Origin of the sequence: Paracoccus alkanivorans (assembly GCF_003697785.1) — a bacterium.
GTDB lineage: Bacteria > Pseudomonadota > Alphaproteobacteria > Rhodobacterales > Rhodobacteraceae > Paracoccus > Paracoccus alkanivorans.
The window spans coordinates 434013-458356 of record NZ_QOKZ01000003.1 but is presented as its reverse complement, the minus strand read 5'-3'; the positions used below and the strand labels follow the sequence as shown (position 1 = coordinate 458356).

26 protein-coding genes are annotated in these 24344 nt (G+C 61.5%); 23 read left to right on the top strand and 3 right to left on the bottom strand.

Translation table 11 applies throughout. The features are described 5' to 3' along the window. The first annotated feature begins 53 nt into the window (after positions 1–53). Positions 54–761 carry a GntR family transcriptional regulator gene (locus C9E81_RS10430; RefSeq protein WP_122112253.1) on the top strand — a complete coding sequence of 236 codons (708 nt, stop codon included), beginning with the start codon at positions 54–56 and terminating at the stop codon, positions 759–761. Between the two features lie 69 nt (positions 762–830). Here the strand turns inward: C9E81_RS10430 and C9E81_RS10425 are convergent, their stop codons facing one another. Next, positions 831–1907 (bottom strand): ABC transporter ATP-binding protein, encoded by a 1077-nt coding sequence (locus tag C9E81_RS10425; protein ID WP_122112252.1) that lies wholly within the window; start codon positions 1905–1907, stop codon positions 831–833. Positions 1908–2026: 119 nt separating this feature from the next. Between C9E81_RS10425 and C9E81_RS10420 the strand changes: the two genes are divergently transcribed. The 7 genes from C9E81_RS10420 (at position 2027) to C9E81_RS10390 (ending at position 8605) form a co-directional block, all read left to right on the top strand. Beyond that, positions 2027–2728: a GntR family transcriptional regulator gene (locus tag C9E81_RS10420; RefSeq protein WP_122112251.1), complete on the top strand. Its 702-nt coding sequence runs from the start codon at positions 2027–2029 to the stop codon at positions 2726–2728. Next, positions 2725–3663, top strand: coding sequence for an alpha/beta hydrolase (locus tag C9E81_RS10415; protein ID WP_122112250.1), 939 nt, complete (start codon positions 2725–2727; stop codon positions 3661–3663). The genes C9E81_RS10420 and C9E81_RS10415 overlap by 4 nt, the downstream gene beginning before the upstream one ends. Beyond that, positions 3663–4877: an ABC transporter substrate-binding protein gene (locus C9E81_RS10410; protein WP_122112249.1), complete on the top strand. Its 1215-nt coding sequence runs from the start codon at positions 3663–3665 to the stop codon at positions 4875–4877. The genes C9E81_RS10415 and C9E81_RS10410 overlap by 1 nt, the downstream gene beginning before the upstream one ends. Positions 4878–4956: 79 nt before the next feature. Then, on the top strand, positions 4957–5877 hold the full coding sequence (locus C9E81_RS10405) for a carbohydrate ABC transporter permease (RefSeq protein ID WP_122112248.1): 921 nt from the start codon (positions 4957–4959) through the stop codon (positions 5875–5877). Next, a complete protein-coding gene (locus C9E81_RS10400) occupies positions 5877–6710 on the top strand; it encodes a carbohydrate ABC transporter permease (RefSeq protein WP_122112247.1) in 834 nt (277 codons plus the stop codon). Before C9E81_RS10405 ends, C9E81_RS10400 begins: the two co-directional genes overlap by 1 nt. Positions 6711–6725: 15 nt before the next feature. Beyond that, the gene (locus C9E81_RS10395; RefSeq protein WP_122112246.1) at positions 6726–7613 is read left to right on the top strand and encodes a sugar phosphate isomerase/epimerase family protein; all 888 of its coding nucleotides are present in this window, start codon (positions 6726–6728) and stop codon (positions 7611–7613) included. Further along, entirely contained in the window at positions 7610–8605 is a 996-nt protein-coding gene (locus C9E81_RS10390) for a Gfo/Idh/MocA family protein (RefSeq protein WP_122112245.1), read from the top strand. Before C9E81_RS10395 ends, C9E81_RS10390 begins: the two co-directional genes overlap by 4 nt. A gap of 48 nt (positions 8606–8653) precedes the next feature. Here the strand turns inward: C9E81_RS10390 and C9E81_RS10385 are convergent, their stop codons facing one another. Both C9E81_RS10385 and C9E81_RS10380 read right to left on the bottom strand, forming a co-directional pair. Continuing rightward, complete coding sequence (locus tag C9E81_RS10385; RefSeq protein WP_122112244.1) at positions 8654–10144, bottom strand: hypothetical protein; 1491 nt, start codon at positions 10142–10144, stop codon at positions 8654–8656. Positions 10145–10270: 126 nt separating this feature from the next. After that, positions 10271–11050, bottom strand: coding sequence for an IclR family transcriptional regulator (locus C9E81_RS10380; protein ID WP_166461876.1), 780 nt, complete (start codon positions 11048–11050; stop codon positions 10271–10273). 189 nt (positions 11051–11239) lie between these two features. On the opposite strand from C9E81_RS10380, the gene C9E81_RS10375 reads away from it, so the two are divergent. From C9E81_RS10375 to paaC, 15 genes are all read left to right on the top strand, one after another. Further along, positions 11240–12457 (top strand): CaiB/BaiF CoA transferase family protein, encoded by a 1218-nt coding sequence (locus C9E81_RS10375; protein ID WP_122112242.1) that lies wholly within the window; start codon positions 11240–11242, stop codon positions 12455–12457. A gap of 21 nt (positions 12458–12478) precedes the next feature. Then, positions 12479–13654: an acyl-CoA dehydrogenase family protein gene (locus C9E81_RS10370; RefSeq protein WP_122112241.1), complete on the top strand. Its 1176-nt coding sequence runs from the start codon at positions 12479–12481 to the stop codon at positions 13652–13654. A 23-nt stretch (positions 13655–13677) separates the two neighbouring features. Then, a complete protein-coding gene (locus tag C9E81_RS10365) occupies positions 13678–14955 on the top strand; it encodes an acetyl-CoA hydrolase/transferase family protein (protein ID WP_122112240.1) in 1278 nt (425 codons plus the stop codon). Continuing rightward, the gene (locus tag C9E81_RS10360) at positions 14942–16129 is read left to right on the top strand and encodes a CaiB/BaiF CoA transferase family protein (protein WP_122112239.1); all 1188 of its coding nucleotides are present in this window, start codon (positions 14942–14944) and stop codon (positions 16127–16129) included. The genes C9E81_RS10365 and C9E81_RS10360 overlap by 14 nt, the downstream gene beginning before the upstream one ends. Beyond that, entirely contained in the window at positions 16126–16578 is a 453-nt protein-coding gene (locus tag C9E81_RS10355) for a MaoC family dehydratase (RefSeq protein ID WP_122112238.1), read from the top strand. Before C9E81_RS10360 ends, C9E81_RS10355 begins: the two co-directional genes overlap by 4 nt. After that, a complete protein-coding gene (locus C9E81_RS10350; RefSeq protein WP_208021149.1) occupies positions 16575–17435 on the top strand; it encodes an HpcH/HpaI aldolase/citrate lyase family protein in 861 nt (286 codons plus the stop codon). The genes C9E81_RS10355 and C9E81_RS10350 overlap by 4 nt, the downstream gene beginning before the upstream one ends. 25 nt (positions 17436–17460) lie before the next feature. Further along, positions 17461–18036, top strand: a complete 576-nt coding sequence (locus tag C9E81_RS10345; protein WP_166461875.1) for a TRAP transporter small permease — start codon at positions 17461–17463, stop codon at positions 18034–18036. Further along, complete coding sequence (locus tag C9E81_RS10340) at positions 18033–19316, top strand: TRAP transporter large permease (RefSeq protein WP_122112236.1); 1284 nt, start codon at positions 18033–18035, stop codon at positions 19314–19316. The genes C9E81_RS10345 and C9E81_RS10340 overlap by 4 nt, the downstream gene beginning before the upstream one ends. Before the next feature lie 41 nt (positions 19317–19357). After that, positions 19358–20416: a TRAP transporter substrate-binding protein gene (locus C9E81_RS10335; protein WP_122112235.1), complete on the top strand. Its 1059-nt coding sequence runs from the start codon at positions 19358–19360 to the stop codon at positions 20414–20416. A 73-nt stretch (positions 20417–20489) separates the two neighbouring features. Then, complete coding sequence (locus C9E81_RS10330) at positions 20490–20945, top strand: MaoC family dehydratase (protein ID WP_122112234.1); 456 nt, start codon at positions 20490–20492, stop codon at positions 20943–20945. 76 nt (positions 20946–21021) lie between these two features. Next, entirely contained in the window at positions 21022–21870 is an 849-nt protein-coding gene (locus C9E81_RS10325; RefSeq protein ID WP_122112233.1) for a PaaX family transcriptional regulator C-terminal domain-containing protein, read from the top strand. A 157-nt stretch (positions 21871–22027) separates the two neighbouring features. After that, positions 22028–22195, top strand: coding sequence for a hypothetical protein (locus C9E81_RS22885; protein WP_166461874.1), 168 nt, complete (start codon positions 22028–22030; stop codon positions 22193–22195). A 15-nt stretch (positions 22196–22210) separates the two neighbouring features. After that, positions 22211–23206, top strand: coding sequence for a 1,2-phenylacetyl-CoA epoxidase subunit PaaA (gene paaA, locus C9E81_RS10320; protein WP_122112232.1), 996 nt, complete (start codon positions 22211–22213; stop codon positions 23204–23206). A 15-nt stretch (positions 23207–23221) separates the two neighbouring features. Next, the gene (gene paaB / locus C9E81_RS10315) at positions 23222–23509 is read left to right on the top strand and encodes a 1,2-phenylacetyl-CoA epoxidase subunit PaaB (protein WP_122112231.1); all 288 of its coding nucleotides are present in this window, start codon (positions 23222–23224) and stop codon (positions 23507–23509) included. Beyond that, entirely contained in the window at positions 23509–24339 is an 831-nt protein-coding gene (gene paaC, locus C9E81_RS10310; protein ID WP_122112230.1) for a 1,2-phenylacetyl-CoA epoxidase subunit PaaC, read from the top strand. The genes paaB and paaC overlap by 1 nt, the downstream gene beginning before the upstream one ends. The last annotated feature ends 5 nt before the right edge of the window (positions 24340–24344 follow it).

Sequence of the window (24344 nt, the reverse complement as noted above, 5' to 3'; positions counted from 1 at the left end):
TAGTTTGTTATTTGTTATTTGTTATAACACAATATGCGGAGACCATGGAAAGAATGTCAAGAAGTATCAAGGAACGCGGAGTTTCGCCCTCGAAATCAGAGGATTGGGCGCAGCCAATCGAGCGGGAAAACCTGAGTGACCGCGCCTATCTCTCGATTCGAAGCGCATTGATGCGCGGGCAATTGAAGCCCGGCGAGCGGATGCTTCTGCGCCCCATGTCCGAGCGATTCGGGATATCCATGACACCGATGCGCGAAGCCCTGCTTCGCCTGGTATTCGAACGGGCGATGGTGCTTGATGGCCGGGGCACGGTGATCGTGCCGGAACTGACCCTGTCGCAACTGCTGGAAATCCGGTCCATCCGCGTCGATCTGGAAGGTAACACCGCCGCCGCGGCAGCGACACTGGCGAGCGAGGAAGAGATCAGCAAGCTCGAGGATATCCAGGAGAAAATCTCTGCATGCCACGCCCGGAAAAACTTTGACGATGCGATCAACCTGAACACGGAATTCCACCTGACGCTATGCCGTGCGGGGCGGATGCCGATCACCTATGATCTGGTAGAGGGGCTCTGGGCACGTTGCGGCCCTATCCTTTCGCATCTTTACGATGGGGGCGTTCCCGAGGACTGGGTTCCCCATCCCCACACCAGGATCATCGAGGCGTTGCGCCACAAGGACGCCGAAGCCGCAAGAGCCGGCATCCGGTTCGACATCGAAGCCGGAGGCAAGGGATTGATCGATTACGTGAAAAACCACTAGCGGAACGCGCCAAAGCGGATTTGATCCGCTTGGCCGGGCTGTCCGTGGCGCGGGCGCCTGCAAGGCTGGTCAGGCAGCGTTGAGGCGCCGCCCGTTCTCGCCGTCGAAATAGTGCAGATTGGCGATGTCGTAGCCTAGCGCGATCTCCTGTTCCCGCTGCAAGGGCACGTCGGGGGCGAGCCGCGCCGTCAGCTCCTGCCCGCCAAAGCGACAGATAGCCATGGTGTCCGATCCCAACGGCTCGAATACCTCGACCACCGGGGTCAGCCGTCCGCGCCCCGGTTCGGCCCAGTTCAGGTGCTCGGGGCGAACACCGACATCCAGCCTTGCCCCATCCTGCGCCGGCACCTCGCCGAGATCCAATGCCGCGTTGCCGATACGCAATTTCGGTGTTCCGCCGGAACGGTCTACCTCGCCCGAGAAGATATTCATCTGCGGAGAGCCGATGAACTCACCCACAAAGCGGCAATTGGGCCGGGAATAGAGTTCCATCGGCGGTCCTTCCTGCACGATGTGGCCGGCCTTCAGCACCACCACCCGGTCAGCCAATGTCATGGCTTCGGTCTGGTCATGCGTCACATAGATCGTCGTCGTGCCCAGCATCGCATGCAGCCGCTTGATTTGCGTCCGCATCTCGACCCGCAGCTTCGCGTCAAGATTCGACAGGGGCTCATCGAACAAAAAGACCGAGGGCTCGCGTATTATCGCCCGCCCCATGGCCACCCTCTGCCGCTGCCCGCCGGAAAGCTGCCCCGGCCTGCGGTCGAGATAGTCGCCGATCTGCAGGATCCTCGCCGCTTCTTCGACCTTGGGGGCGATATCCGCAGCTTTCCAGCCGCGCATCTTCAACCCGAAGCCGATATTCTCGCGGATCGTCATATGCGGATAGAGCGCGTAATCCTGAAACACCATGGCCACGTCGCGGTCCTTGGGTTCGACATCGTTCACCAGACGGTCCCCGATGCGTAGCGCGCCGCCCGAAATTTCCTCCAACCCGGCGATCATCCGCAGCATGGTGGATTTGCCGCAGCCCGAAGGGCCAACGAAGGCGACGAATTCGCCATCATTCACATGCAGGTCAACACCATGGATGGCCCGCACCGAGCCATAGTCCTTCACGATGCCTTCCATATGGATATTCGCCATGTCGGCCTCTCCCCCTCCCGATATACGAATTGGGACTTGTATTATCGATAATTGCCATGTTATCGATATTGATAATCAGAAGCAAGCCGGCAATCGAGCAGGGAGAGGAGCGGCAAGGAATGGCTGTCGAGAGTTTCAGCAGCGCATCCGTCACGGAACTTGTGCCGCGCCAGTCAAGCCGGCGCAGCCACAGGCTGTTCGTGGCGCTGCAAAAAGAGATCGTGCTGGGCGTATTGCCGCCCGAGAAAGCTCTGACCGAACTTGATCTCGCGCAGCGCTTTCAGTGCAGCCAGGGCACGGTGCGTGAAGCGCTGATGCAGCTCAATGAAGAAGGCCTGGTAAAGCGTCTGCCCAACCGCGGCACCCATGTCGCCCCTTGCAATGCCGACGACGCCCGTGCGCTGTTGCAATTGCGCCGCGAGGTGGAATGCAGCCATCTCGACCGTGTCATGGCCCGGGCCGATGCAGCTTTGCATGACGATCTGCACGATCTGCTCAACGCGATGCGGAACGCTGCACGGGACAGGGATGAGTATCTGTTGTCGGTTCATGACCGCGCATTCCACACACGGCTTTTCGAGGCGGCGGATCTGCCGCTGGTCGCGCCGATCCTGACCCGCTGCCTGATCCATAACCACCGGTATAAGATACTGAACTCGCAACCAAATCGTGCCCTGGAGGAAACCGCCGAACGGCATGTTCCGATACTTGGCGCATTGGAGGCGCGCGATGTGGCCAAGCTGCACGACCTGCTGTCGCATCACATCTCGACCATCGTGGATTTCGGCCCCGACCTGACCGATAGCGGAACAACCGAATGACAATGCCCGGCCCACAGATGCAATCGGTGCTGGACCGCCTTGCCCGTGAAGACGCGGGCCTTGACGATCCCACCCTGCTTGAGCCGCAATTTGGCCGCACCCTGGCCGCGCTTGGCAATATGCGGTGGAACGATCCGTTGCCCGATATGGCCGAGGCGCGCAACGTGATGCATGCCGGAATGCCTGCGCGTTGGGTGGTTCCGAAAAATGATCGCGGCACAGCTGCGATCCTGCACGTGCATGGCGGGGGATGGGCGTTCTGCTCGCCCATTACCCATGAAGGCGCCTCCCGCCGGCTGGCCATCGCCTGCGCCTGTCCGGTGCTGACCGTGGATTACCGGCTGGCACCGGAACATCCGTTTCCAGCCGGTCTCGATGACGTTCTCGACGCATGGCATGCCCGTGACAGGGTACGGAACTGGGGCATCGCTGGCGATAGCGCCGGTGCGAATCTTGCGCTTGCCGCCATGTTGCGGCTGATCGGCGAAGCTGCGGAACTGCCCGTCATGGGGCTGTTGTTCTACGGCGTTTACGATGCGGATTTCTCGACCGAAAGCTATATTGCCCATGCTGACGGCCCCGGGCTGACCCGGGACAAGATGATCCGCTATTGGAACTGGTACGCGCCCGAAGCACTGCGCCGCGATCCTGCCGTTGCCCCGCTTGCCGCAAATGATGCCCAGCTGGGAAAGCTGCCGCCGCTCTATTTCAATGCGGCCACGCTCGACCCGCTTTTGTCCGATACCGAAAACATGGTTGCCCGATTGCGGACGCTTGGCCGCAGCGACCACTACAACCGGTTCGAAGGTGTCGTCCACGGCTTCATGCAGATGGGTCTCGCCCTGCCTGAGGCGCGTGACGCCTTTGCCCGGGCCGGAGAAGTTTTCCAGCAAAACACCGCCGAGGAGGGCGGAACGGAAAGGGAGGAAGAATGATGAAACTCACGAAAATTCTGGGCCTTGCCTCGGCACTGGCGCTGAGCGCGGGACTGGCCCATGCCGACAGCACTGTGCGATTCTGGTACCATTTCGACAATGCCGACAACCCGATGGACGAGCTTGTCGCAGCCTTCGAAGAAGCCAATCCGGGCATCAAGGTCGAGGCCGAGAACGTGCCCTGGAACAGCTATTACGATCAGCTTTACACTGCGGTGATCGGCGGCAATGCCCCGGACGCAGCGATGGTCAAGATGTTCGCGCAGCCCCGGCTTGTGGAAATGGGAGCACTCGAACCCCTGGATGACTGGCTGGCGAATTGGGAGGGCAAGGACGGGTTGCAGGACAACCTGCTGGACCTGACCAAGGGCCCCGACGGCAAGCAATATTACCTGCCGGTGCAATATGTGGTGCTTTATCTCTATTACCGCCCAAGCATGTTCGAGGAACTGGGCATCGAGGCTCCCGCGACCTGCGACCAGTTCCGTGAGGCAGCCAAGGCATTGACCCGCGATACCGACGGCGACGGGCAGACCGATGTCTATGGCTTCGGTTTTCGCGGCGCGAAGGGCGGGCATGATCATTGGGCCAGCTTCACGCTTGGTGCCGAAGGGGTCAGCCTGACCAATGGGCTGACTTCAGAGGCGGGCGTGGCGGGCACGCAATTCGTTGCGGATCTTTTCCAGAAGGACGGGGTTTTTCCGCCCTCCGCGCCGAATGACGGTTTCCAGGAGATCATCGGCGCGTTCAAGGCGGGCAAGACCGCGATGACCATCCACCATATCGGTTCGGCCAACGATATGGTCGAAGCACTTGGCGATGATGTCGCCGCCGCCCCGGCGCCGGAATGCGGCGGCGGGCGCTGGACCGCCTTCGGGGATGAAAGCACGGCGGTGCTTTCCAGCGCCGAGGACAAGGAGGCAGCGTGGAAATGGATTTCGTTCCTGTCCTCGCCAGAAAACAATGCCAAGTTCAACGAGGCGACCGGGCAGTTGCCCGTGGTAAAAGCCGATACCGAGACCTGGGATCTGCATCCGCAGCGCTTCGTTAAGGCCACGGTCGACAGCCTGCCCTTTGCAAAGATGTTGCCCGACAGTTCTGCCACGGCCGATTTCGTGAATACCGCCTGGCCCACGGCCATGCAGCGAGTGCTGACAGGTGAAATCACGGCCGAAGAGATGAACGCCGAAATCGCCGAGCTTTTCGGCGGCTGATCACGGTCCGCAGGCCAGGGCACCACTGCCGTGCCCTGGCCCCTTCCCCGTTTCCCAAATCTCAGCGAGCGACGTGTCGATGACGGACGCAACAAGGATTCAGGTCTCCGACAGCCCAAGCCGGGCCGCCCTTGGGCGGCGGGTGCTGCCTTACGCGATGCTTTCGCCCGCCGTGCTCGTCACGCTGGCCATCGTCTTTGTCCCGATGTTGCAGACCGCGTGGATGAGTCTGCATGAATATGTGCTTTTCCGCCCGAACGACTTCAACTGGATCGGGCTGGAGAACTTCAGGACCGCACTGGCTGACGAGGTATTCTGGATCTCGCTGAGGCACACGGTGATCTGGATGGCCACCACCATTCCGGCGCAATTGCTGCTTGGGCTCGTTACCGCATTGCTGCTCAACCAGGATTTTCCGTGGCGCCCCGTGGCGCGTGCGCTGATCATCATTCCGTGGGCACTTCCCTCGGTGGTGATCGCGCTGATGTGGGTCTGGATCTATGACAGCAATTACGGCGTGGCGAACGAGTTCCTGCTGCGGCTTGGCCTGATCCAGAAGGCCATTCCATGGCTTGCCGATCCCGACACCGCGCTGGCCTCGATCATCCTGACGCTGACATGGCAGGGCTTTCCCTTCTTCGCGGTAATGATCCTTGCCGGGCTGCAATCCATCCCGCGCAGCTACTATGAGGCCGCCGCGATCGACGGCGCCAGCACCTGGAGACAGTTCTGGCACATCACCTTGCCCGGCATCTCGGGCGTGGTGGTGACGGCAGTGCTGCTGCGCACCATCTGGGTGGCCAACAGTTTCGACGTGATCTTCGTGATGACCGGAGGGGGACCCGGCTATTCCACCCATACCCTGCCGCTTTACGCATTCGTGAAAGCGCGCACGAATCTCGATTTCGGCTATGGCTCGGCGATCGCTGTGCTCTTCACGCTGCTGCTGATGGCGATCGTGGTGTTCTACCTGAGACGCACCGGAAAGGCGGTGTCCTGATGGCCCTGAAAAAACCATCCACGGCAAAACGCATCCTGACCGTCGATCTGCCCATGCTGGCGATCCTTGCCTTTACGCTCGGGCCTTACCTGTGGATGTTCCTGACCTCGATCAGCCATGAATCCACCCTTTTCACCGAGGGACCGTCGATCTGGAACGCCACTATCGAGAACTACACCCGCCTGTTCGCCACGGTGGGCTTTGCCGGCAATCTGCTGGACAGCCTGATCGTGGCCAGCGGCACGGTGGTGGTGGGCCTGTCGCTTTCGGTGACGGCAGCTTATGCCTTCTCGCGCTTCAATTTCAGGGGAAAGCGGCTTCTGATGCTGCAATTTCTGCTTATCAACATGTTCCCGCTGGTCCTGCTGATCCTGCCGCTATTCGTGCTGATGCGCGTGCTGGGGCTTCTGGACACGCATCTGGCGCTTATCATCGCCAATTCCACAGTCGCGATCCCCTTCTCGATCTGGATGATGGTAAGCTACATGAACGGGATACCGCGCTCGCTCGACGAGGCCGCGATGACGGACGGATGCACCCGGATGCAGGCGCTGCGCCGCGTAGTGCTGCCGCTCTGCCTGCCGGGGATCATCGCCACCGGCATCTACATCTTCATCACTTCATGGAACGAATATCTCTATGCCCTCACCCTTGGCGGCCGGAATGTGCGGACGATCACCGTCGCCGTGCAGACGCTTATCGGCGAATACGAGGTGCAATGGGGTTTGCTTACCGCTGGCGGGATCGTCGGTGCGCTGCCTGCCACCGTGCTGTTCCTGCTGGTGCAAAAACGCCTGATCTCCGGCCTGACGCAGGGCGCGGTGAAGGGTTAAGGAAAGGACGAGGACTTGGACAACCCCATCGGCATCATCTCGATGCAATTCACCCGGCCGTTTACAGGCAAGGATCTGCATTACATTGCCAAAACCGCCGAGCTTGGCTTTGATTTCATCGAATTGCTCGTGCCCGAACCCGAGGACAACCTGTCGCTGGCAGATGTGAGGAAGGCAGCGGAGGACGCGGGCATTTTCACCGTGCTGGCGGCCCGCGTGAACCCGCAGCGTTCAATTGCGTCCGAGGACAAGGCGAACCGGCAGGGGGGGATCGACTATCTCAAGCGCTGCGTGGAAGCGGCGACAGAACTGGGGGCCGCAATAGTCGGGGGGCCGCTTTATGGCGAACCGATGGTATTCGCCGGACGCCCGCCGGTTCCGCGCAGCGACGACGAGATCGCCGCCCGTGCCGGCCGCACCATCTCGGGTCTTGCCGAGGTCGCGCCGATTGCCCGTTCTGCCGGCGTGACCCTTGCGGTCGAGGCACTGAACCGGTTCGAAACCGATATCCTCTCGACCACCCGCCAGGCCGTCGAAGTGGTGGATACGGTCAACGATCCGGGCCTGGGGCTCATGCTCGATACCTTCCACATGAACATGGAGGACCGCTCGATCCCCGATGCGATCCGCCTTGCCGGCAATCGCATCGTGCATTTCCAGGCCAACGAGAACCATCGCGGCCATCCCGGCACCGGCCATCTCGACTGGCCCGCAATCATGCGGGCGCTGCATCAGGTGGGCTATGCCGGGCCCATCTCGCTTGAGCCCTTCCGTCGCGCCGATGATCGCGTGGCGCTGCCCATCGCCCATTGGCGCGCGCCCCACGAGGATGAAAGCGCCAAGCTGCGCGCCGGTCTGGGCGTCATCCGCAACGCTCTTTCGCTGGCAGAGGTGGACCAATGATCAATATAGGCTGGATCGGCTGTGGTCGCCACGCGCGCCAGATGCTTTTGCCCCAACTCGGGCGCAACGGCATCCGGATTGCCGCGCTTTGCGATAGCGACAGCGCTGCATTGCAACGTAGCGGCGCGGAATATGGCGTCACGCAACTGCACAGCGATTTCAGGGATTTGATCGCGACGCCCGGCCTTGACGCCATCGGCATGGCCGTGGGTCCGGAATTGCATCGCGCCGCCAGTATCGCCGCGCTGGAGGCCGGGCTGCCGGTCTTCATGGAAAAGCCCCCGGCTGCCACGGCCGCAGGGGCTCGCGAGGTGGCCCATGCCTCCGAAAGGGCGGGAAAGCCGGTCCTGATCGGCTTCATGAAGCGCTACTCCACCGGCAACAGGATCGCCAGGAACGTCCTTGACGGAGGCGAATTCGGCGAGGTGCTGGGTATCACCGGCGCCTATATGACTGCCCCTACATATTTCGAGGGCGAGCCTGACTATACCGGATTTTTCCTGCATCATTGCGTGCATTACATGGATCTCATCCCGTGGTTCGCGGGCGAGGATTTCGGCGAGATGCAGGTGCGCAGCGTTTCGCGTGATCCGGGCAGGCTGCTGCTGCATGTGAACTTCACGACGAAAAGCGGGGTGATCGGCAATATCGTCATGGGAACCGTTCAGTCCCGCGGCACCCCGATGGAGGAAATCCGCATCATGGGCGATCACGCCCGCCTGCATGTGGACAATATCATCAATGTCGCGCTTTATCGCGATCCGCCCTTCAAGGCAGAGGATCCCGGCGCGACCTTGAACCCGGCATGCGATACGCTGAGCTGGACTCCCAACTTCACCGCTGCCGCCAACGAGGATCACAAGGGCTATGCCGCCCTGTTGGCGGATGTGGCCGCCACCTTCAGAGGCGAGCGGCGCGAGGTGCCGGATATCGGCGACGGTTTGCGCGCCATGGAACGGCTTGAACGCATGATCGCACAGATCGATACCTGAACCGGCTGGCCGGGCGGATTCCCCCGGCCACAAGTCATTCCGGCGATATCAGGGCTGCTGTGTTGGCCCGCTGATGACCTGCCCGTTAACCTTGAGAGTGTCGGGCGCGGCAAGGTCGATCTGCCAGAGCAGTTCGCCATTCTCGCCTTGTTGCGACATCGCCCGGGCCATGCGCAGCATCATCAACGGCTGACCGGCGGCTTCGGGCGGGGCTGCCGCAAGCGCTTCCTCGATCTTGTCCAGCCCGGTCGCGGTTATGCGGGCGGTGCCCTCTGACGCCTGTTCAGGGCCGATCCTGGCATCACCCTCGAAGCCGATCTCGTAATCGGCGCCTTTCAGGTAACTCGGCGCGATACTCGCCCGGAATGCACCTTGGGGAATGATGGCATTCAGCGCCTGCTCGGGCTGGATTGACGCGAACGGATCATCAGCCGACAGATCGAAGCCCCTGATGGCAAGTCCGGCAAGCGCCGCGAGATCATAATCCGAGATCGCGATATCGAACTCCGCCTCTTCCGGAACCAGTGACGCCCCCCATGCGGGCAGGATTTGCTGAGGGATTCTCAATCCCGAGATCTTGACCTTTTCCTGTAGCCGGCCCTCTGCCACCGCGCCGGTCATGCCGATCATGAATTCCATCTCATCCACACCGAATTCTCCGACAGGAGAGGTGATCTTCAGATCGCGCATCGTCGCGTCCATGGACAGATCATCCCACAAGGGCATGGCCGCGCTCAGTTCGCTCCGCAATTCCTCTTGCGCACCGGTGATCAGCTCTTTCGACGGGTGAGCAACGAACCAGGCCATGAGAGAGAGGATACCCTCATTGCGGGCTTCTTCGATCCTCATGGTGCCCTCATATCCCGGGGACCGCATGCCGATCTGGATTGGGGCGCCGGTTGCGCCGATCATCAGTTCCTGCGACTGCTCCAAATCCTCGACGCGATACTCCATGACCTGATCCACGCCGCCGTTTTCGCCGGCGCTGCCTGCCAATTCGTATTCCGTGCGTCCCGTTCGCTGATGATCCCGGGAAAGAACCTCCGGCTCTTGCGCCGTGCTGCCGGCTTCCGCGCCGTCATCCTTGGGCGCGTATTGCACGGTATCGACGATCATATCGGTCACGACGCCCTTCTGCTCTGTAAAAGCTTTCAGGGATTCATCCCAGGTCCCGCCGGATTCGAGGCTTGCCGACCCTGACTGTTCGAACAGCCCGGGCACCTTGAACGACCATGTCAGATCCTGATCCTCGGCAACCTTCCAGGTTCCGTCGCCGTTATCGGTCAACTGATAGGTCAGTTCGGGAATTTCGAACTCGACCTGCATGTCGGCCACTTTGCCCAGCAAAGGCGCGCCGTCGATCTTCAATTCGTAAATATCGCCTTGAGGAACCACCGTAACGACGCCCTCGGCAGAGCCGAGATAGGTCTGGAAGGCAGCCGTCAACCGCTCTGCGCCCTCGTCTGTGGCCGGAATGGCCCATGCGATCGAAACAGGATAGAATATGGTGAATGCCGCAATGCCGGATCGTAATAACATGAGACCTCTCCTTCTTTAACGATTTATCCAAGCCAGTTGTCTTGCCGGTCATACCTAGCAGGATATGAGCAGGATTTTACATGGGTTTTGTAACTTATGGTGAACCCGGACCGGTCTCCGTATTTCTTATGGCAATTGGTGCAACGCGGGCAAATGCCTGTTGAAATAATCCTTACCGAAATGACGCTTGACGGCTGCCTGCATCTGCACGGCGGTTTCCTCCATGAGCGATCCCATCCGGAATAGCGGGCCGGCAACCGTCGCGGACAGCATGCGACCGTTCAGGGGAAGCGGGACCGAAACACCGCCAAGATCCTGACTATAGGCCGAGGCGCTCATGAACCAGCCTCGTTTGAGCGATTGCTGAATGATCGCCTCAACCTCCCCGGCGGTCATGGGCGTGCCGGAACCAAAGCGTTCATATGTCGCGTTCCGCAAAAGCACTGCACGTCTCTGGTCGGGCATCTGGCACAACAGGGCCTGTCCGGTCGCCGTCGCATGCATGGGGACCCGCTTGCCCGGCTGAGCGGTATAACGGATCGCATGCGGTGATTCGATGACCGACAGAAACACCGCGTGCTGACCGGCAGAGCCCGCCAGCCAGACGGTTTCCTTGCTCAACCGGGCCAGATCCCGCAGGAAATCCTGCAAGCTGTCCGGCAATGGCTCTGCATGGGCGATCTCTTGCGCCAGGTTCAGCCATCGCGGCGTGGGGTAGAAGCCCTGACGGGGCCGGGGTTCGTAGAGAAACCCCCGCTCGACCAATGTCGTGATGAGATTGAAGGTGCTGGATTTCGGCCAGCCGAAATGCTCGGAAAGTTCGGCAAGACTTGCCGGCCGTCCTGTCGTGGCAAAAAACTCGAACAAGTCGAGAAGGTTAGCTGCCTGCTTTACGATAATGGGCATCGTTGTGCCATCCCTGACCACTCTTGAATTCCCATGCGCCAGACAGTCGCGCCCGTCAACGGACAGGTGAAAAACTTCCGGACGATCGAAGCTTGACAGATGGCTGATCTGAAATCTAGTGTTCATTGATGTGAACATTTGGTCTTTATATATGAACTAAACTGCAATCCTTACGGAGAGACGTTTCCCATGGGTCCACTTGACGGGCTTCGCATCATCGACATGACCTCGGTCCTCATGGGACCTTATGCGACGCTGATGCTGGGCGATTTCGGCGCCGACGTGATCAAGGTCGAAAGTCCCGAAGGAGATGTCGTGCGCCAGATCGGGCCGTCGCGTCATGCGGGCATGGGGCCGCTGTTCCTGCATGCCAACCGCTCGAAACGCTCGATCACGCTGAACCTGAAACAGCCCGAGGGGCGCGAGGCTCTGCTGCGCCTGTGCAAAAGCGCCGACGTGCTGGTCTATAACGTCCGGGCCCGGGCGATGGCGCGGTTGGGCCTGTCATATGAAGAGGTCTCGGCGGTCAATCCGCGCATCATCTATGCGGGCATGTTCGGCTATGGCCAGTCGGGGCCCTATGCCGACCGGCCCGCCTATGACGACCTGATACAGGGTGCCTGCGGCCTTCCCTACCTGTTCTCGCGCGTCAATGACGGAGAGCCGCGCTATGTGCCCTCGGCCATCGTCGATCGCATCGTCGGGCTGGCCGCCTGTAACGCGATCCTCGCGGCCGTCATCGAGAGAAGCCACAGCGGCTTGGGGCAGCGCGTCGATGTGCCAATGCTGGAAACCATGGTCAACCTGGTAATGGGCGATCACATGGGCGGGCTGACCTTCGAGCCGCCGCTGGATCGTGGCGGCTATGCGCGGCAGTTGTCAGCGGACCGGCGGCCCTACCGGACAAGCGACGGCTTCATCTGCGCCCTGATCTATACCGACGGCCATTGGCGGCGGTTCTTCAAGGCGATCGGCCGCCCGGACCTGCCCGAAGGCGATCCACGTTATCGCGACTTCGCCGCCCGCATGGCCCATATCGACGAGGTCTATGCAGAGCTTGGCCGCATCTTCGAAGCCCGTTCGACGGCAGAGTGGATGGAACTGCTGGAGCAGGCCGATGTGCCTGCGATGCCGATCCACGATTTTGAGGGGATGTTGAATGATCCGCATCTGCGGGCAACCGGATTCTTCGAGATGGTGGAACATCCCACCGAAGGGCGCATCCGGCAGATGGCCGTCCCGGCAAGCTGGAGCCGCACACCTGCCCGGCCCGATAGGCTCGCCCCGAGGCAAGGCGAACATGGGATAGAAGTGCTGCGCGAGTCCGGTTTTGCGGATGACGAGATCAAGGCGCTTTCACAAAGCGGGGCCTTGGGTGCTGCAGAATTGAGCACCATCGGCGAATAGGACAGATCACGGGGAAGAGGCATGGATTTTTCATATAGCGAGGAACAGGAATCGATCCGGGACGCTGTAGCGGCGATCTGCTCGCAATTCGATGACGGCTACTGGCTCGGGCTGGATGCGTCCGGCGAGTTTCCGCATGAACTCTATTCGGCGCTGGCCCGCGATGGCTGGCTGGGTATCTGCACCGCCGAAGCCTATGGCGGTTCGGGCCTGGGCATTGCCGAGGCGGCGATCATGATGCGCGAGATCGCGGAATCGGGTGCCGGCATGTCGGGTGCCTCTGCGGTTCATATCAATATTTTCGGCCTCAATCCCGTCGCGGTCTTCGGCACCGAAGAACAGAAACAGCGCATGATCCGCCCGATGGCCGAGGGCCGCGAGAAAGCCTGCTTCGCCGTGACCGAACCGAATACCGGGCTGAACACGACACAGCTAAAGCTTCGTGCCGTGCGTGAAGGGGACGGTTATGTCGTCAATGGCCAGAAAGTCTGGATTTCGACCGCGCAAGAGGCGGACCGGATCCTGCTGCTGGCCCGGACCACCCCGCTGGAAGAGGTTTCCAGGCCGACCCAGGGGCTGAGCCTGTTCTATACCCGTTTCGACCGTGACCGCATCCGGGTGCGCGAGATCGAGAAGATGGGCCGCAAGGCGGTCGATTCGAACGAATTGTTTTTCGAGGATTTCCGCATCCCCGCCGATGACCTGATCGGCGAGGAAGGGCGCGGTTTCGAATATATCCTGCATGGCATGAATCCCGAACGCGTGCTGATCGCGGCGGAGGCGGTCGGGCTTGGCATGCTCGCGATCAAGCGCGCCGCGCGTTATGCCAATGAACGGATCGTCTTCAACCGCCCCATCGGGCAGAATCAGGCCATCCAGCATCCGCTGGCGAAATGCTGGGCAGAGCTGGAGGCGGCATGGCTGATGGTCATGTCCGCGGCATGGCAATACGATAACGGCGCCCCGGTCCCGGCTGTCGGCGCCGCCGCGAATGCCGCCAAATACCTGGCCGGAGAGGCGGTGTTCGAGGCCTGCCAGACGGCGGTGATGTCGCATGGCGGTTTCGGCTATGCCAAGGAATATCATGTCGAACGCTACCTGCGCGAAGCCTTCGTCCCGCGCATCGCGCCGATCAGCCCGCAGCTTTGCCTGTCCTACCTGGCCGAACGCGTGCTCGGCCTGCCGAAATCCTATTGAGCGCACAAAGGGAGGAAGGCAGGATGCCGGGTGATCTTCAGGTGATCGACGCAGAACCGCTTGATCTGACCGGTTTGCTGAAGCCCGGTGACCGGATCCTGATCGCGCAGGGTCCGGGAGAGCCTCTGGCCCTGACCCGGCTTGCGGCGGCGGCATCGCGATCGGTTCCGGGCCTGACCTTCTGCATCGGCACCACGATTTCGGACAGTTTGCATCGCTGCGCCGATGGCACCATCTTCGAAAGCTACGGCAAAATGGGAAGCGCCGCCCAATTGCCACCGGATTCGGTCAGGATCCTGCCGGGTCATTACTCGGAATATGCCCGCCGCTTCGCCAGTGGCAGCCTGACCGCCGATGTTGTCATGGTGCAGCTTGCCGACAAGGCAGATGGCCGGCCCGCGTTTCTGGGCATGGGAGATCTGTTCCTGCTGGATGCCGCCCGTCATGCGCGTCTGGTCATTGCCGAGATCAACCCGGCTACCCCGCGCAGCCGGGGCACCGAGTGGCCCGCCGACATCCCGATCCATATACGCATACGGGCGGACGGATTGCCGCCATCGCTCCCGTCGAGTGAGCCGGGCAAAACGGAAGCGCGGATCGCGGAATTGACAGCCGGCCTGATCCCGGATCGGGGTGTCCTGCAATTCGGTATCGGCAAGCTGCCGCTTGCCATCACCCGGGCGTTGCGCGGACATCGCGACCTGGGGCTGCATACGGGCGCCCTGACCGATGCAGTGCTTGATCTGGCCGAAAGCGGGGCATTGACCAATGCGACGAAGGAAATCGACAGGGGTAAATCGGTAACCTCGATGATCATGGGTGGCCCCGCGATATGGGCGCTGGCCGATGATAACGACGATATCGTCCTGCGCGGCACCGATTACACCCATGATCCCCGGATCATTTCTCGCCTGTCGCGCTTTACCGCGATCAATTCGGCGGTCGAGGTGGACTTGCTGGGGCAGATCAATACCGAGTTGACCGGTGGGCGCGTGGTCGGCGGGATCGGCGGGCAGCTCGATTTCACCCGTGGCGCGCAGCTTTCTCCCGCTGGGCGCTCGATCGTGGTGATGCCCGCGACCGCGCGCGGGGGAAGCCTGTCACGGATCATGCCGAGGGTGACCGAAGTCTCGATCCCGAAATCCGACGCCGATACGGTTGTCACCGAGTACGGCATCGCAGAATTGCGGGGCCAGAGCCTTGCGGAACGCGCCAGGCGCATGATCGCCGTCGCCGCACCCGCTTTTCGCGAGGAACTGAGCCGCGAATGGCATGACAACGGGAGGCATGTCTATGGATAACCGGGGGCCCCTGACCGGGTTGCGTATCGTCGAGATGGAGGGAATCGGCCCCCCTCCCTTCGCGGCGATGCTCCTGGCGGATATGGGGGCCGAGGTCATCCGGATCATGCGCCCGGCGCCGTCGGGGCTGGGGATCGAGCGGCCCGCGGAATTCGACCTGCCGGCGCGAGGGCGGCGCTCTGTCGCCATGGATCTGAAAAACCCCGAGGCGGTCGAATGCGTCCTTGACCTGATCGCGCGCGCCGACGGATTGATCGAAGGGTTTCGCCCCGGTGTCATGGAACGGCTTGGCCTTGGACCAGGGCCATGCCTGCAGCGCAATCCGCACCTTGTCTACGGGCGTATGACCGGATGGGGTCAGACCGGGCCGCTGGCCGAACGCGCCGGGCATGATGTGAACTATCTCGCGCTGACCGGATTGCTGGAGATGATCGGGCGCGAGGGGCAGCCGCCAACGATCCCCCTGAACCTGCTGGCCGATTATGCCGGCGGCAGCCTGATGCTGGTGATCGGGATGCTGGCGGCGCTGTTGCATGCCAGGACGACGGGACAAGGGCAGGTCATCGATGCGGCAATGGTCGATGGCGCGGCCCTGCTGGGCACTGCCATGACCGGGTTGCGCGCTTCGGGGATCCACAAGGGAGCGCGCGGCACGAATATCCTTGATGGCGGATTGCCGGAATACTCGGTCTATGAATGCGCGGATGGGCGATACCTGTCGGTCGGCGCGCTGGAACCCAAATTTCGGAAAATCCTGCTGGACGGCCTCGGGCTGGACGAAGCCGACGCGCCGCTGGACGGCTCATCGGAATCGCGGGCAAAGGCGCGCGCGGCGATTGCCGAACGGATCCGGCAGCATGATCGCGATGAATGGGTCGCCCGGTTCGAAGGGCTGGATGCCTGCGTCGCGCCGGTCCTGTCGATGGAGGAGGCTCCCCACCATCCGCATAACGTGGCGCGCGGAAACCATGTCGAGATCGGCGGGATCGTCCAGCCCGGACCCGCGCCGCGTTTCTCGGCCACGCCGGTTCCCGTGCCGTCCCCTCCGGAACAGCCGGGAGCGGGCGGTGCGGCAGTATTGGCGGATTGGGGACTGCCCGCCGACCGTATCGAGGCGCTGGTGAAGTCCGGCGCGGTAAACGCGGGCGCGACAGAGGAGGATCCCGGTCGATGAGCGGATTGTATTTCGAGGATTTTCACGCAGGCCAGCGTTTTCGCCACGAACTGAGCCGGACCGTGTCCGAAGCCGACAACACCATGTTCAGCCTGATGACGATGAATCCGCAGCCATTGCATCTCGACGCGCATTTCTCGGAAGGGACGGAATGGGGGCAGCGGCTGTTCAATAGCATGATGACCCTGGCCATCATGGTCGGGATGAGCGTGCAGGACACCACGCTCGGCACCACCATCGGCAATCTGGGCATGCAGGAGGTCCGCTTTCCAAGGCCTGTATTTCACGGCGATACGCTGCGCGCCGAAACCGAGGTCGTCTCGCTGCGTGCCAGCAAATCGCGTCCGGATGCGGGCATCGTCGAATTCGAGCATCGCTGCCTGAATCAACGCGGCGAAATCGTGGCCACCGCCCGCCGCGCGGCGATGATGCGGAGGAAACCCGCATGATGCGTTCGCTTCTGTTCGTTCCGGGTGACAGCACCCGGAAATTCGATAAGGCACGTCTCACGAATGCAGATCTGCTGATCCTCGATCTCGAAGACTCGGTCGCGGAGGAGCAAAAGATCGCGGCGCGATCCGAAGTCGCCATGAAGCTGCAGGCCGATCGTGCAGGCAAACTGGTTTACGTGCGTGTAAACGATTTCGGCACCGGTCTGACAGCAGGCGATCTGGCTGCGGTCATGCCGGGCCGCCCGGACGGGATCATGCTGCCGAAATCGACCGGCGGTGACGATATCCGGCGCCTTTCGCATATGCTGGATGCCCTGGAGGCCGTGGAGGGGATAGCGGCGGGCGAGACCGGCATCATCCCGGTTGCAACCGAAAGCGCCGGGGCCGTGCTGGGGCTGCAAAGCTATATCTCGGCAGGGCCGAGGCTTCGCGGCCTGCTTTGGGGTGGCGAGGATCTGGCCGCCGATCTGGGCGCAACGGAAAATCGCGAGGACGAGGGTTATACTGCGCCTTTCCTTCTGGCCCGCAACCTGTGCCTGATGGCGGCAACGGCGGCGGGGGTGCCGGCCATCGATGCGGTCTATACGAATATCAGGGATCTGTCCGGGCTGGCCGCCGAGACGCGGCAGGCCCGCCGGGACGGCTTTGCAGCCAAGGCACTCATTCATCCCGCTCATATCGACATCGTCAACGCGATATTCGCACCAACGGAAAAAGAGCTGGCCTGGGCGCGGCAGGTGCTGGCCGCGCTGGAAGAACATACCGGCACAGGGGTCGTCAGCATTGACGGCATGATGATCGACAAGCCGCATGAACGCGCTGCGCGCCGGATCATTGCCGCTGCAGGCGGCTGACCAGGAGATAAAAGGGAGGGTTCAGATGACAGTGACAGGAAAGGATGGCTCGTTCGGCCGGGCCCTGTCCGGAATTGAACGTATACTTGTTCTTCTGTCCGGTTTCGCGCTCGGCACCATCATGCTGGTCGTGGTGACGGATGTGTCGATGCGATATCTGTTCCGGCAGCCGCTGTCATGGTCCTATGACCTGATAGGCAGCTACCTGATGGTGGGGGCTTTCTTCCTCGCGCTCTCGGACACGATGAAGCAGCATGGCCATATCGCCATAGACATGTTCGTCTACAAGCTGCCGCGCCGCTTCATGCACGGCTCACAGGGGCTCGGGTATCTGCTGGCAACTCTCATCCTGCTGGTCATCGCCCAACAGGCGGGTCATCGCCTGATCGCCGCATGGAGCGGTGGCGATCTTATCAGCGCGACCGTTCCATGGCCGACATGGCCTTCCTATCTGATGGTCGTGATCGGCGCGGGCGTGATCGCCCTCCGATGCACTGTCCGCACGGTGCAGCACATGCTTTCCTGCTGGAGCGGGCAGCAACTCGCTGACATGCCGGTCCCCCATGAAACCGACCTTCATGACAAGGACCAGGCCCTATGACCGTCGCATTCGTCTTGCTGTTGCTGGCGCTGTTCCTGGTGACCGGGCTACCCGTTGCGCTTGCGATGTCGGTTTCCGGGGCGATCGGGCTGTATCTGCTGGGGGGCTGGAGCTTTGTCGCGGGGATCCTGCGCACCTCTCCGCTGTCCACGGCAAGCTCCTATGAGATCATCACCATCCCGATGTTCATCCTGATGGCCGAATTCGTGATCCTGTCGGGGGTGGCGAAGGACCTGTTCCGGGCGGCAAGTATCTGGGTCGGCCGGTTGCGTGGCGGGCTGGCGATGGCGACGGCGATCGCAGGGGCCGGGTTCGGTGCTATCTCGGGCTCCAGCACAGCCGCCGCGGCGACCTTGGCCTCTACCTCGATCCCGTCGATGATGGAACAGGGCTATGACCCCAAGCTTGCCGGTGGAGCCGTAGCCATTTCGGGAACCCTGGCCATGTTGATCCCGCCATCCATCGCCCTGATCCTCTATGGCATCATCGCGGATCTGCCGGTGGGCGACCTGCTGATCGGCGGGGTGGTCCCGGGCGCTATCGTGACCATGGCGATCATTCTGACCATCGCCGTTCTGGTCCGGCTCGACCCGGCGGCGGCCCCGGCGGGTCGAACATATACGCTGCGTGAGAAAATCGCTTCGCTGAAACATGTCGGACCGATGCTGCTTTTGTTCCTGGCGGTGACCGGCGCGATCTATTCCGGTTTCTCCACGCCGACCGAAGCATCGGGGATCGGAGCTTTCGTCGCCATGCTGCTGGCCGCGAAAGAGCGCAAGCTGAATCTGGAAAGCATGCTGATCGCGTTACGCAATACCGCGCATACCACGGCGATGATCCTGTTCATCATCCTCGGCGCGCATATCTTCGGCTATTTCCTGACGCTGTCGCGGGTAACCAACGACCTGGCAAGCTGGATCGGCGGGCTCGGGCTGGCGCCGCTCGTCATCATGGCAATCATCCTGATCGGTTACCTGATCCTCGGTTTCTTCATGGATCAGATCGCCATCCTGATTCTGACCGTGCCGGTCATCCTGCCGATCATCACGCAGCTTGGCTTTGACCCGGTCTGGTTCGGTGTGGTGGTCATCGTCACCGCCGAAGTCGGCATGGTGACGCCGCCGATGGGGATGAATGTCTTCGTCGTGGCCCGTTATACGAGGCGGCCACTGGGCGAATTGTTCCGGGGCGTGATGCCGCATGTCTGGGCGCATCTGCTGGTGATCGCGCTGCTGGTGCTGTTCCCGGGCCTGGTCCTGTGGCTGCCCTCGACCATGTGAGGCAAGCCCGGGCCAAGAGATTCAACAGGAGGAGGAATGCAATGAATACCGGAAAAAATACGCCTGCGGTACTGGCCGCAATGGCTACGGCCCTGACCATCCCGTCATTCGCCATGGCAGAGACCCTGCGAGTCGCGGATAGTTTCCCAGTAGGTCATTATATCGCCGAAAACATGACCAAGGTCTGGATGGACAAGGTCACCGAACTGACCGGCGGCGAGGTCGAATTCGAATACTACCCCGCAGAGCAACTTGGCAAATCCAAGGATCTTCTGTCGCTGGCGCAGACAAATACCGTGGATATCGGTTATGTCGGCGTCTCCTATGTCGCCGACAAGCTGCCGCTCGCGGCGGTCGGCGAACTGCCCGAGGCGTTCAACTCTTCCTGCCAGGGAACCGAGGCCTATTGGTCCATCGCCAAACCCGGCGGCGTGCTGGACGAGGCCGAACTGGCGCCGCAAGGCGTGCGCATGCTGCTGGTGATGGTTCTGTCCCCTTACCAGATACTCACCGCCAAGCAGGAAATTACCGATATCGACAGCTTCAAGGGAATGAAACTGCGGGCGACCGGCGGGACCAAGGAAATCGCGGTGCAGTTGATGGATGCGACGCCCGTCAATATTCCGGCGCCCGAGACGCGCGAAGCCCTGACCCGTGGCACCATTGACGGCGTGCTGTTCCCGCATTCCAGTGTTCTTCCATACGAACTTGAACCGGCGCTGGCCTATGGCACGCAGGGCATGAATTTCGGCTCTTTCGTGGCCAGCTATGTCATCAGCGAGGATCGCTGGAACCAGCTTTCGCCCGAAATCCAGAAAGCCATGACGGATGCCGCCGAAGAGGTTATCCGCTCGGCCTGCGAAACAGCCGAGGAGCTTGATCTTGAGGACAAGCAGACCATGGCGGACGCGGGAGTGAAATTCGTTTCGCTTCCGGAAGAGGACGTAACCGAGATCGGCAAGCGTATGTCCACCATCGGCGAAAAATGGGCCAAGGATCTGGACGGGCGCGGCCTTCCGGGAACCGAGGTGCTGCAAGCTTTCCGGGACGCTCTGGCCAAGCATGGGGCCGGGGGGAACGCAGCCGCTTCATCCAACTGATCCATACAGGGTCGCCGCCATCCGGCACCGGCCGGGTGGTGGTCTGTCAGGCGACAAATGAAAGGAGCGGCATATGAAATTGCTTGGTGAGGGTTTTTACTGGAACGACCTGAAGCTTGGCGACAGCTTTCGAACCTTTGGTCGCACGATCACCGAAACGGATATCGTCAATTTCGTGAATTCGGCGGGCATGCTGGAATCCCTTTTCGTCGATGCCGAGTTTCGCGCCGCGCATTCCGCCATTCCGGGCAGGCCCGCGCCCGCCGCGCTGGTTCTGTCACTGGCCGAGGGGCTGGTGCTGAACGCCGCCGCGCAAGGAACTGGGCTGGCCTTTCTGCATATGGAGATGAATGTCGAGGCCCCGGTATTGCAGGGCGACACGATCCATGTCGAAATCGAGGTCACCGAGTTGCGGCCCGCGAAAAAGGCCGGGCGCGGATTGGTCAGAACCCGCAACCGTATCGTCAATCAACGCGGCGAGACCGTCATCACCTATACCCCCCTGCGCCTGATGGCGGGGCGCGGCTAGGGCCGTCATGCCGAAGTGCTGACAATCCCGCCCGGGCATCTTACAATCCTGGGCGGGATTTCTTGATCGGTGTGACATGAAACAAGAGCGGGGCGATTCGACACGTGCGGTATTCGAAAACGATCCGCCCCGGGCCTCCTCCTTCATCGTGACGATCTATGGCGATGTGGTCGACCCACGTGGCGGTGTCTTGTGGATGGGCACCTTGATCGAATGCTGTGCCCGGCACGGCATCAGCGAAAGCCTGGTGCGAACCGCCGTCTGGCGGCTGGTCAGCGCCGGACGGCTGGAGGGGCAGCGGATCGGCAGGAAAAGTTATTATCGTCTTTCCAATGCCGGGCAGACCGAGTTCCGACGGGCCGCGCGTATCCTGTTTGATCCACCCGCCCCGGCAAGGGGTTGGCTGCTGGCACCATGCAACGGTTCCGGACCGATACCGCCCGGTTGGGTCCAGCTTGGCGACGCGTTCATCGCGGCGCCTCATCATGACGACACCACCCTGCCCAATGGTCCGGTCATGGAGGCACAGGTGGTCTCGGGGTCGCGGGACATGGCGGGTTTTGCCCAACGATACTGGCCACTGAAAGAGATCGCGGGAAGCTATCGCCGTTTCCTGACACGTTTCGCGCCGATTAGGGACGAAGGCCGGACAGGCGCGCTGACCGGCGCCGAAGCGCTGGCGCTGCGACTGCGGCTGGTGGACGAGTATCGCCACGCGGCATTGACCGATCCCCGTCTGCCCGCCGAGGCACTGCCTGCCGACTGGCCAGCAAACAAGGCCCGGAAAGTGTTTCGCGACATCTACCTTGCACTATCGCGGGCAGCGGACCGTCACGTGGGAGAGAGCTTTGCCGATTCTGAGGGGAATCTGGCTGCATCGACCCCCGAAACCGATGCAAGGCTGGCCAGCCTGCGAATCGCATAGGCGTCAATGGCTTGTTCTGTATGATAATATTCTCGCATCGAAAAGCATCACACTAAATCTTGAAAATAGTATTCACGAGTGATGTTTTCTGCGCTATATTAGTGACCGATCGGTCGGTGAATTGATCTTCACCTGTGATTCCACGGAGGAAAGCCACATGACGGACGCCTTGCAGCGCATGCCTGCTGGTCACTATCGCGTGCCGCGCATGAATCGGGCGGATGTGGTAGAATTGAGCAGGGTTTCCGCCGCGGGGCTGCCCGGCGGCACGTGGCACATGAAGGCCGGTGGCGGGACGATCACGACCACCCTCGAACGGATCTGAAACGGGAGGCACGGCATGTATGCACAGATGGTAAAGTCGGAAGGCATGAAATCCCTTGAGGACATGTCTCCCGAAGAGCGCGCCTTTCAGGAACGCATCGACCGGGGCGAAAAGATCGAGCCCAAGGAATGGATGCCCGAAGGCTATCGCAAGACACTGATCCGCCAGATCGGCCAGCACGCCCATAGCGAGATCGTCGGGCAGCTTCCCGAAGGCAACTGGATCACCCGCGCACCCACGCTGGAGCGCAAGGCAATCCTGCTGGCCAAGGTGCAGGACGAGGCGGGGCATGGGCTGTATCTTTACAGCGCCGCCGAGACACTGGGCGTCAGCCGCGACGAGTTGATGGAAAAGCTGCATTCAGGCGCGATGAAATACAGTTCCATCTTCAACTACCCGACGCTGACATGGGCCGATATGGGCGCTGTCGGCTGGCTGGTGGATGGCGCAGCGATCATGAACCAGGTGCCGCTGCAACGGACCTCTTACGGCCCCTACAGCCGTGCGATGATCCGCATCTGCAAGGAGGAAAGTTTCCACCAGCGGCAAGGCTACGCGATCATGATGAAGATGGCGCAGGGCACGCCCGAGCAGAAGGAAATGGCACAGGACGCGCTCAACCGCTTCTGGTATCCGGCGCTGATGATGTTCGGGCCATCCGACAAGGACTCGGTCCATTCCGCGCAGTCCATGGCGTGGAAGATCAAGATGAACACCAATGACGAACTGCGCCAGAAATTCGTCGATGAGACGGTGCCGCAGGCAGAATACCTGGGCCTGACCGTTCCTGACGAGACATTGAAATGGAACGACGAGCGCGGCCATTACGATTTCGCGCAACCCGATTGGGAAGAGTTCTTCGAGGTGCTGAAAGGCAACGGCCCCTGCAACCGGGAACGGCTGGAGGCTCGCCGCAATGCATGGGAACAGGGCGCATGGTTCCGCGATGGCCTGACCGCCTATGCCGAGAAATCCGCAGCCCGCAGGGCCGCCGCCCTCGCAGCCGAGTAAGGGGAGCAGCTACCGATGTCCAAAAAGGAATGGCCGCTATGGGAAATCTTTATCCGGGGTCAGCACGGGCTGAACCATCGCCATGTGGGCAGCCTGCATGCGCCGGATGCCGAGATGGCGATCAACAACGCCCGTGACGTCTATACCCGCCGCAAGGAGGGGGTCTCGATCTGGGCGGTTAAATCCACCGATATCACCGCTTCGGCGCCTTCGGAAAAGGGACCGCTTTTCGATCCGGCGGAAAGCAAGGTCTATCGCCACCCGACCTTTTTCGACATCCCCGATGAAGTGGGACATATGTGATGACCGCGCTTGCCGACATAAGCGCGCAGGAGACCGCAGCCCGGCCAGATGATCCGCATTTGGCGGATGCCGAACTGAAGCCCGCCTTCTTCGACTGGCTGTGCCGGATGGGTGACAACACGCTGATCCTCGGGCATCGGCTTTCGGAATGGTGCGGTCATGGCCCGGTGCTGGAAGAGGATATCGCACTGGCCAACACCGCGCTGGACCTGATCGGGCACACGCAGATGTGGCTGGGCCTGGCTGCCGAGGTCGAGGACAAGGGGCGCTCGGCTGATGATCTGGCCTTTCTGCGCGACGCGATGAAATTCCGCAACGCCAAGCTGGTCGAATTGCCCAACGGCGACATGGCGCTGACGCTGATGCGGGAATTCCTGTTCGATGCATGGCATTTCGAGATGCTGACCGCGCTGGCAAAATCCGGCAGCCCCCGCGTGGCCGAGATCGCCGCCAAGGCGTTGAAAGAGGTCAGCTATCACCTGGAGCGAACTTCGGACCTGATCGTCAGGCTGGGTGACGGCACCGAGGAAAGCCATCACAGAATGCAGGATGCCCTTGACCGGCTCTGGCCCTATACGGGCGAACTGTTTACGGCGGACGCCGTGGACGAGGCGATGGCCAAGGTCGGAATTGCCCCGGTTCTGGCCGATTTGCAGGCGGCATGGGAGCGCAATGTAAACGAGGTGCTGGACGAGGCCACGCTGCGCAAGCCCGAAACCCGGTTCGACGTGCACCAGGGCGGCAAGCAGGGCCGGCATACCGAACATCTGGGCTATATCCTTGCCGAGATGCAGTTCCTGCAGCGCGCCTATCCGGGCGCAAGCTGGTAGCCGCC

Excerpts from the sequence above, each read along its gene's own strand:
- C9E81_RS10330 (WP_122112234.1), top strand. The coding sequence starts at position 20,490 with ATGAAATTGCTTGGTGAGGGTTTTTACTGGAACGACCTGAAGCTTGGC.
- C9E81_RS10370 (WP_122112241.1), top strand. The coding sequence starts at position 12,479 with ATGGATTTTTCATATAGCGAGGAACAGGAATCGATCCGGGACGCTGTA.
- C9E81_RS10345 (WP_166461875.1), top strand. The coding sequence starts at position 17,461 with ATGACAGTGACAGGAAAGGATGGCTCGTTCGGCCGGGCCCTGTCCGGA.
- C9E81_RS10355 (WP_122112238.1), top strand. The coding sequence starts at position 16,126 with ATGAGCGGATTGTATTTCGAGGATTTTCACGCAGGCCAGCGTTTTCGC.
- C9E81_RS10420 (WP_122112251.1), top strand. The coding sequence starts at position 2,027 with ATGGCTGTCGAGAGTTTCAGCAGCGCATCCGTCACGGAACTTGTGCCG.
- C9E81_RS22885 (WP_166461874.1), top strand. The coding sequence starts at position 22,028 with ATGACGGACGCCTTGCAGCGCATGCCTGCTGGTCACTATCGCGTGCCG.
- C9E81_RS10340 (WP_122112236.1), top strand. The coding sequence starts at position 18,033 with ATGACCGTCGCATTCGTCTTGCTGTTGCTGGCGCTGTTCCTGGTGACC.
- C9E81_RS10385 (WP_122112244.1), bottom strand. The coding sequence starts at position 10,144 with ATGTTATTACGATCCGGCATTGCGGCATTCACCATATTCTATCCTGTT.
- C9E81_RS10365 (WP_122112240.1), top strand. The coding sequence starts at position 13,678 with ATGCCGGGTGATCTTCAGGTGATCGACGCAGAACCGCTTGATCTGACC.
- C9E81_RS10380 (WP_166461876.1), bottom strand. The coding sequence starts at position 11,050 with ATGCCCATTATCGTAAAGCAGGCAGCTAACCTTCTCGACTTGTTCGAG.
- C9E81_RS10405 (WP_122112248.1), top strand. The coding sequence starts at position 4,957 with ATGACGGACGCAACAAGGATTCAGGTCTCCGACAGCCCAAGCCGGGCC.
- paaB (WP_122112231.1), top strand. The coding sequence starts at position 23,222 with ATGTCCAAAAAGGAATGGCCGCTATGGGAAATCTTTATCCGGGGTCAG.
- C9E81_RS10325 (WP_122112233.1), top strand. The coding sequence starts at position 21,022 with ATGAAACAAGAGCGGGGCGATTCGACACGTGCGGTATTCGAAAACGAT.
- C9E81_RS10415 (WP_122112250.1), top strand. The coding sequence starts at position 2,725 with ATGACAATGCCCGGCCCACAGATGCAATCGGTGCTGGACCGCCTTGCC.
- C9E81_RS10360 (WP_122112239.1), top strand. The coding sequence starts at position 14,942 with ATGTCTATGGATAACCGGGGGCCCCTGACCGGGTTGCGTATCGTCGAG.
- C9E81_RS10375 (WP_122112242.1), top strand. The coding sequence starts at position 11,240 with ATGGGTCCACTTGACGGGCTTCGCATCATCGACATGACCTCGGTCCTC.
- paaC (WP_122112230.1), top strand. The coding sequence starts at position 23,509 with ATGACCGCGCTTGCCGACATAAGCGCGCAGGAGACCGCAGCCCGGCCA.
- C9E81_RS10430 (WP_122112253.1), top strand. The coding sequence starts at position 54 with ATGTCAAGAAGTATCAAGGAACGCGGAGTTTCGCCCTCGAAATCAGAG.
- C9E81_RS10425 (WP_122112252.1), bottom strand. The coding sequence starts at position 1,907 with ATGGCGAATATCCATATGGAAGGCATCGTGAAGGACTATGGCTCGGTG.
- C9E81_RS10410 (WP_122112249.1), top strand. The coding sequence starts at position 3,663 with ATGAAACTCACGAAAATTCTGGGCCTTGCCTCGGCACTGGCGCTGAGC.
- C9E81_RS10335 (WP_122112235.1), top strand. The coding sequence starts at position 19,358 with ATGAATACCGGAAAAAATACGCCTGCGGTACTGGCCGCAATGGCTACG.
- C9E81_RS10390 (WP_122112245.1), top strand. The coding sequence starts at position 7,610 with ATGATCAATATAGGCTGGATCGGCTGTGGTCGCCACGCGCGCCAGATG.
- C9E81_RS10350 (WP_208021149.1), top strand. The coding sequence starts at position 16,575 with ATGATGCGTTCGCTTCTGTTCGTTCCGGGTGACAGCACCCGGAAATTC.
- C9E81_RS10400 (WP_122112247.1), top strand. The coding sequence starts at position 5,877 with ATGGCCCTGAAAAAACCATCCACGGCAAAACGCATCCTGACCGTCGAT.
- paaA (WP_122112232.1), top strand. The coding sequence starts at position 22,211 with ATGTATGCACAGATGGTAAAGTCGGAAGGCATGAAATCCCTTGAGGAC.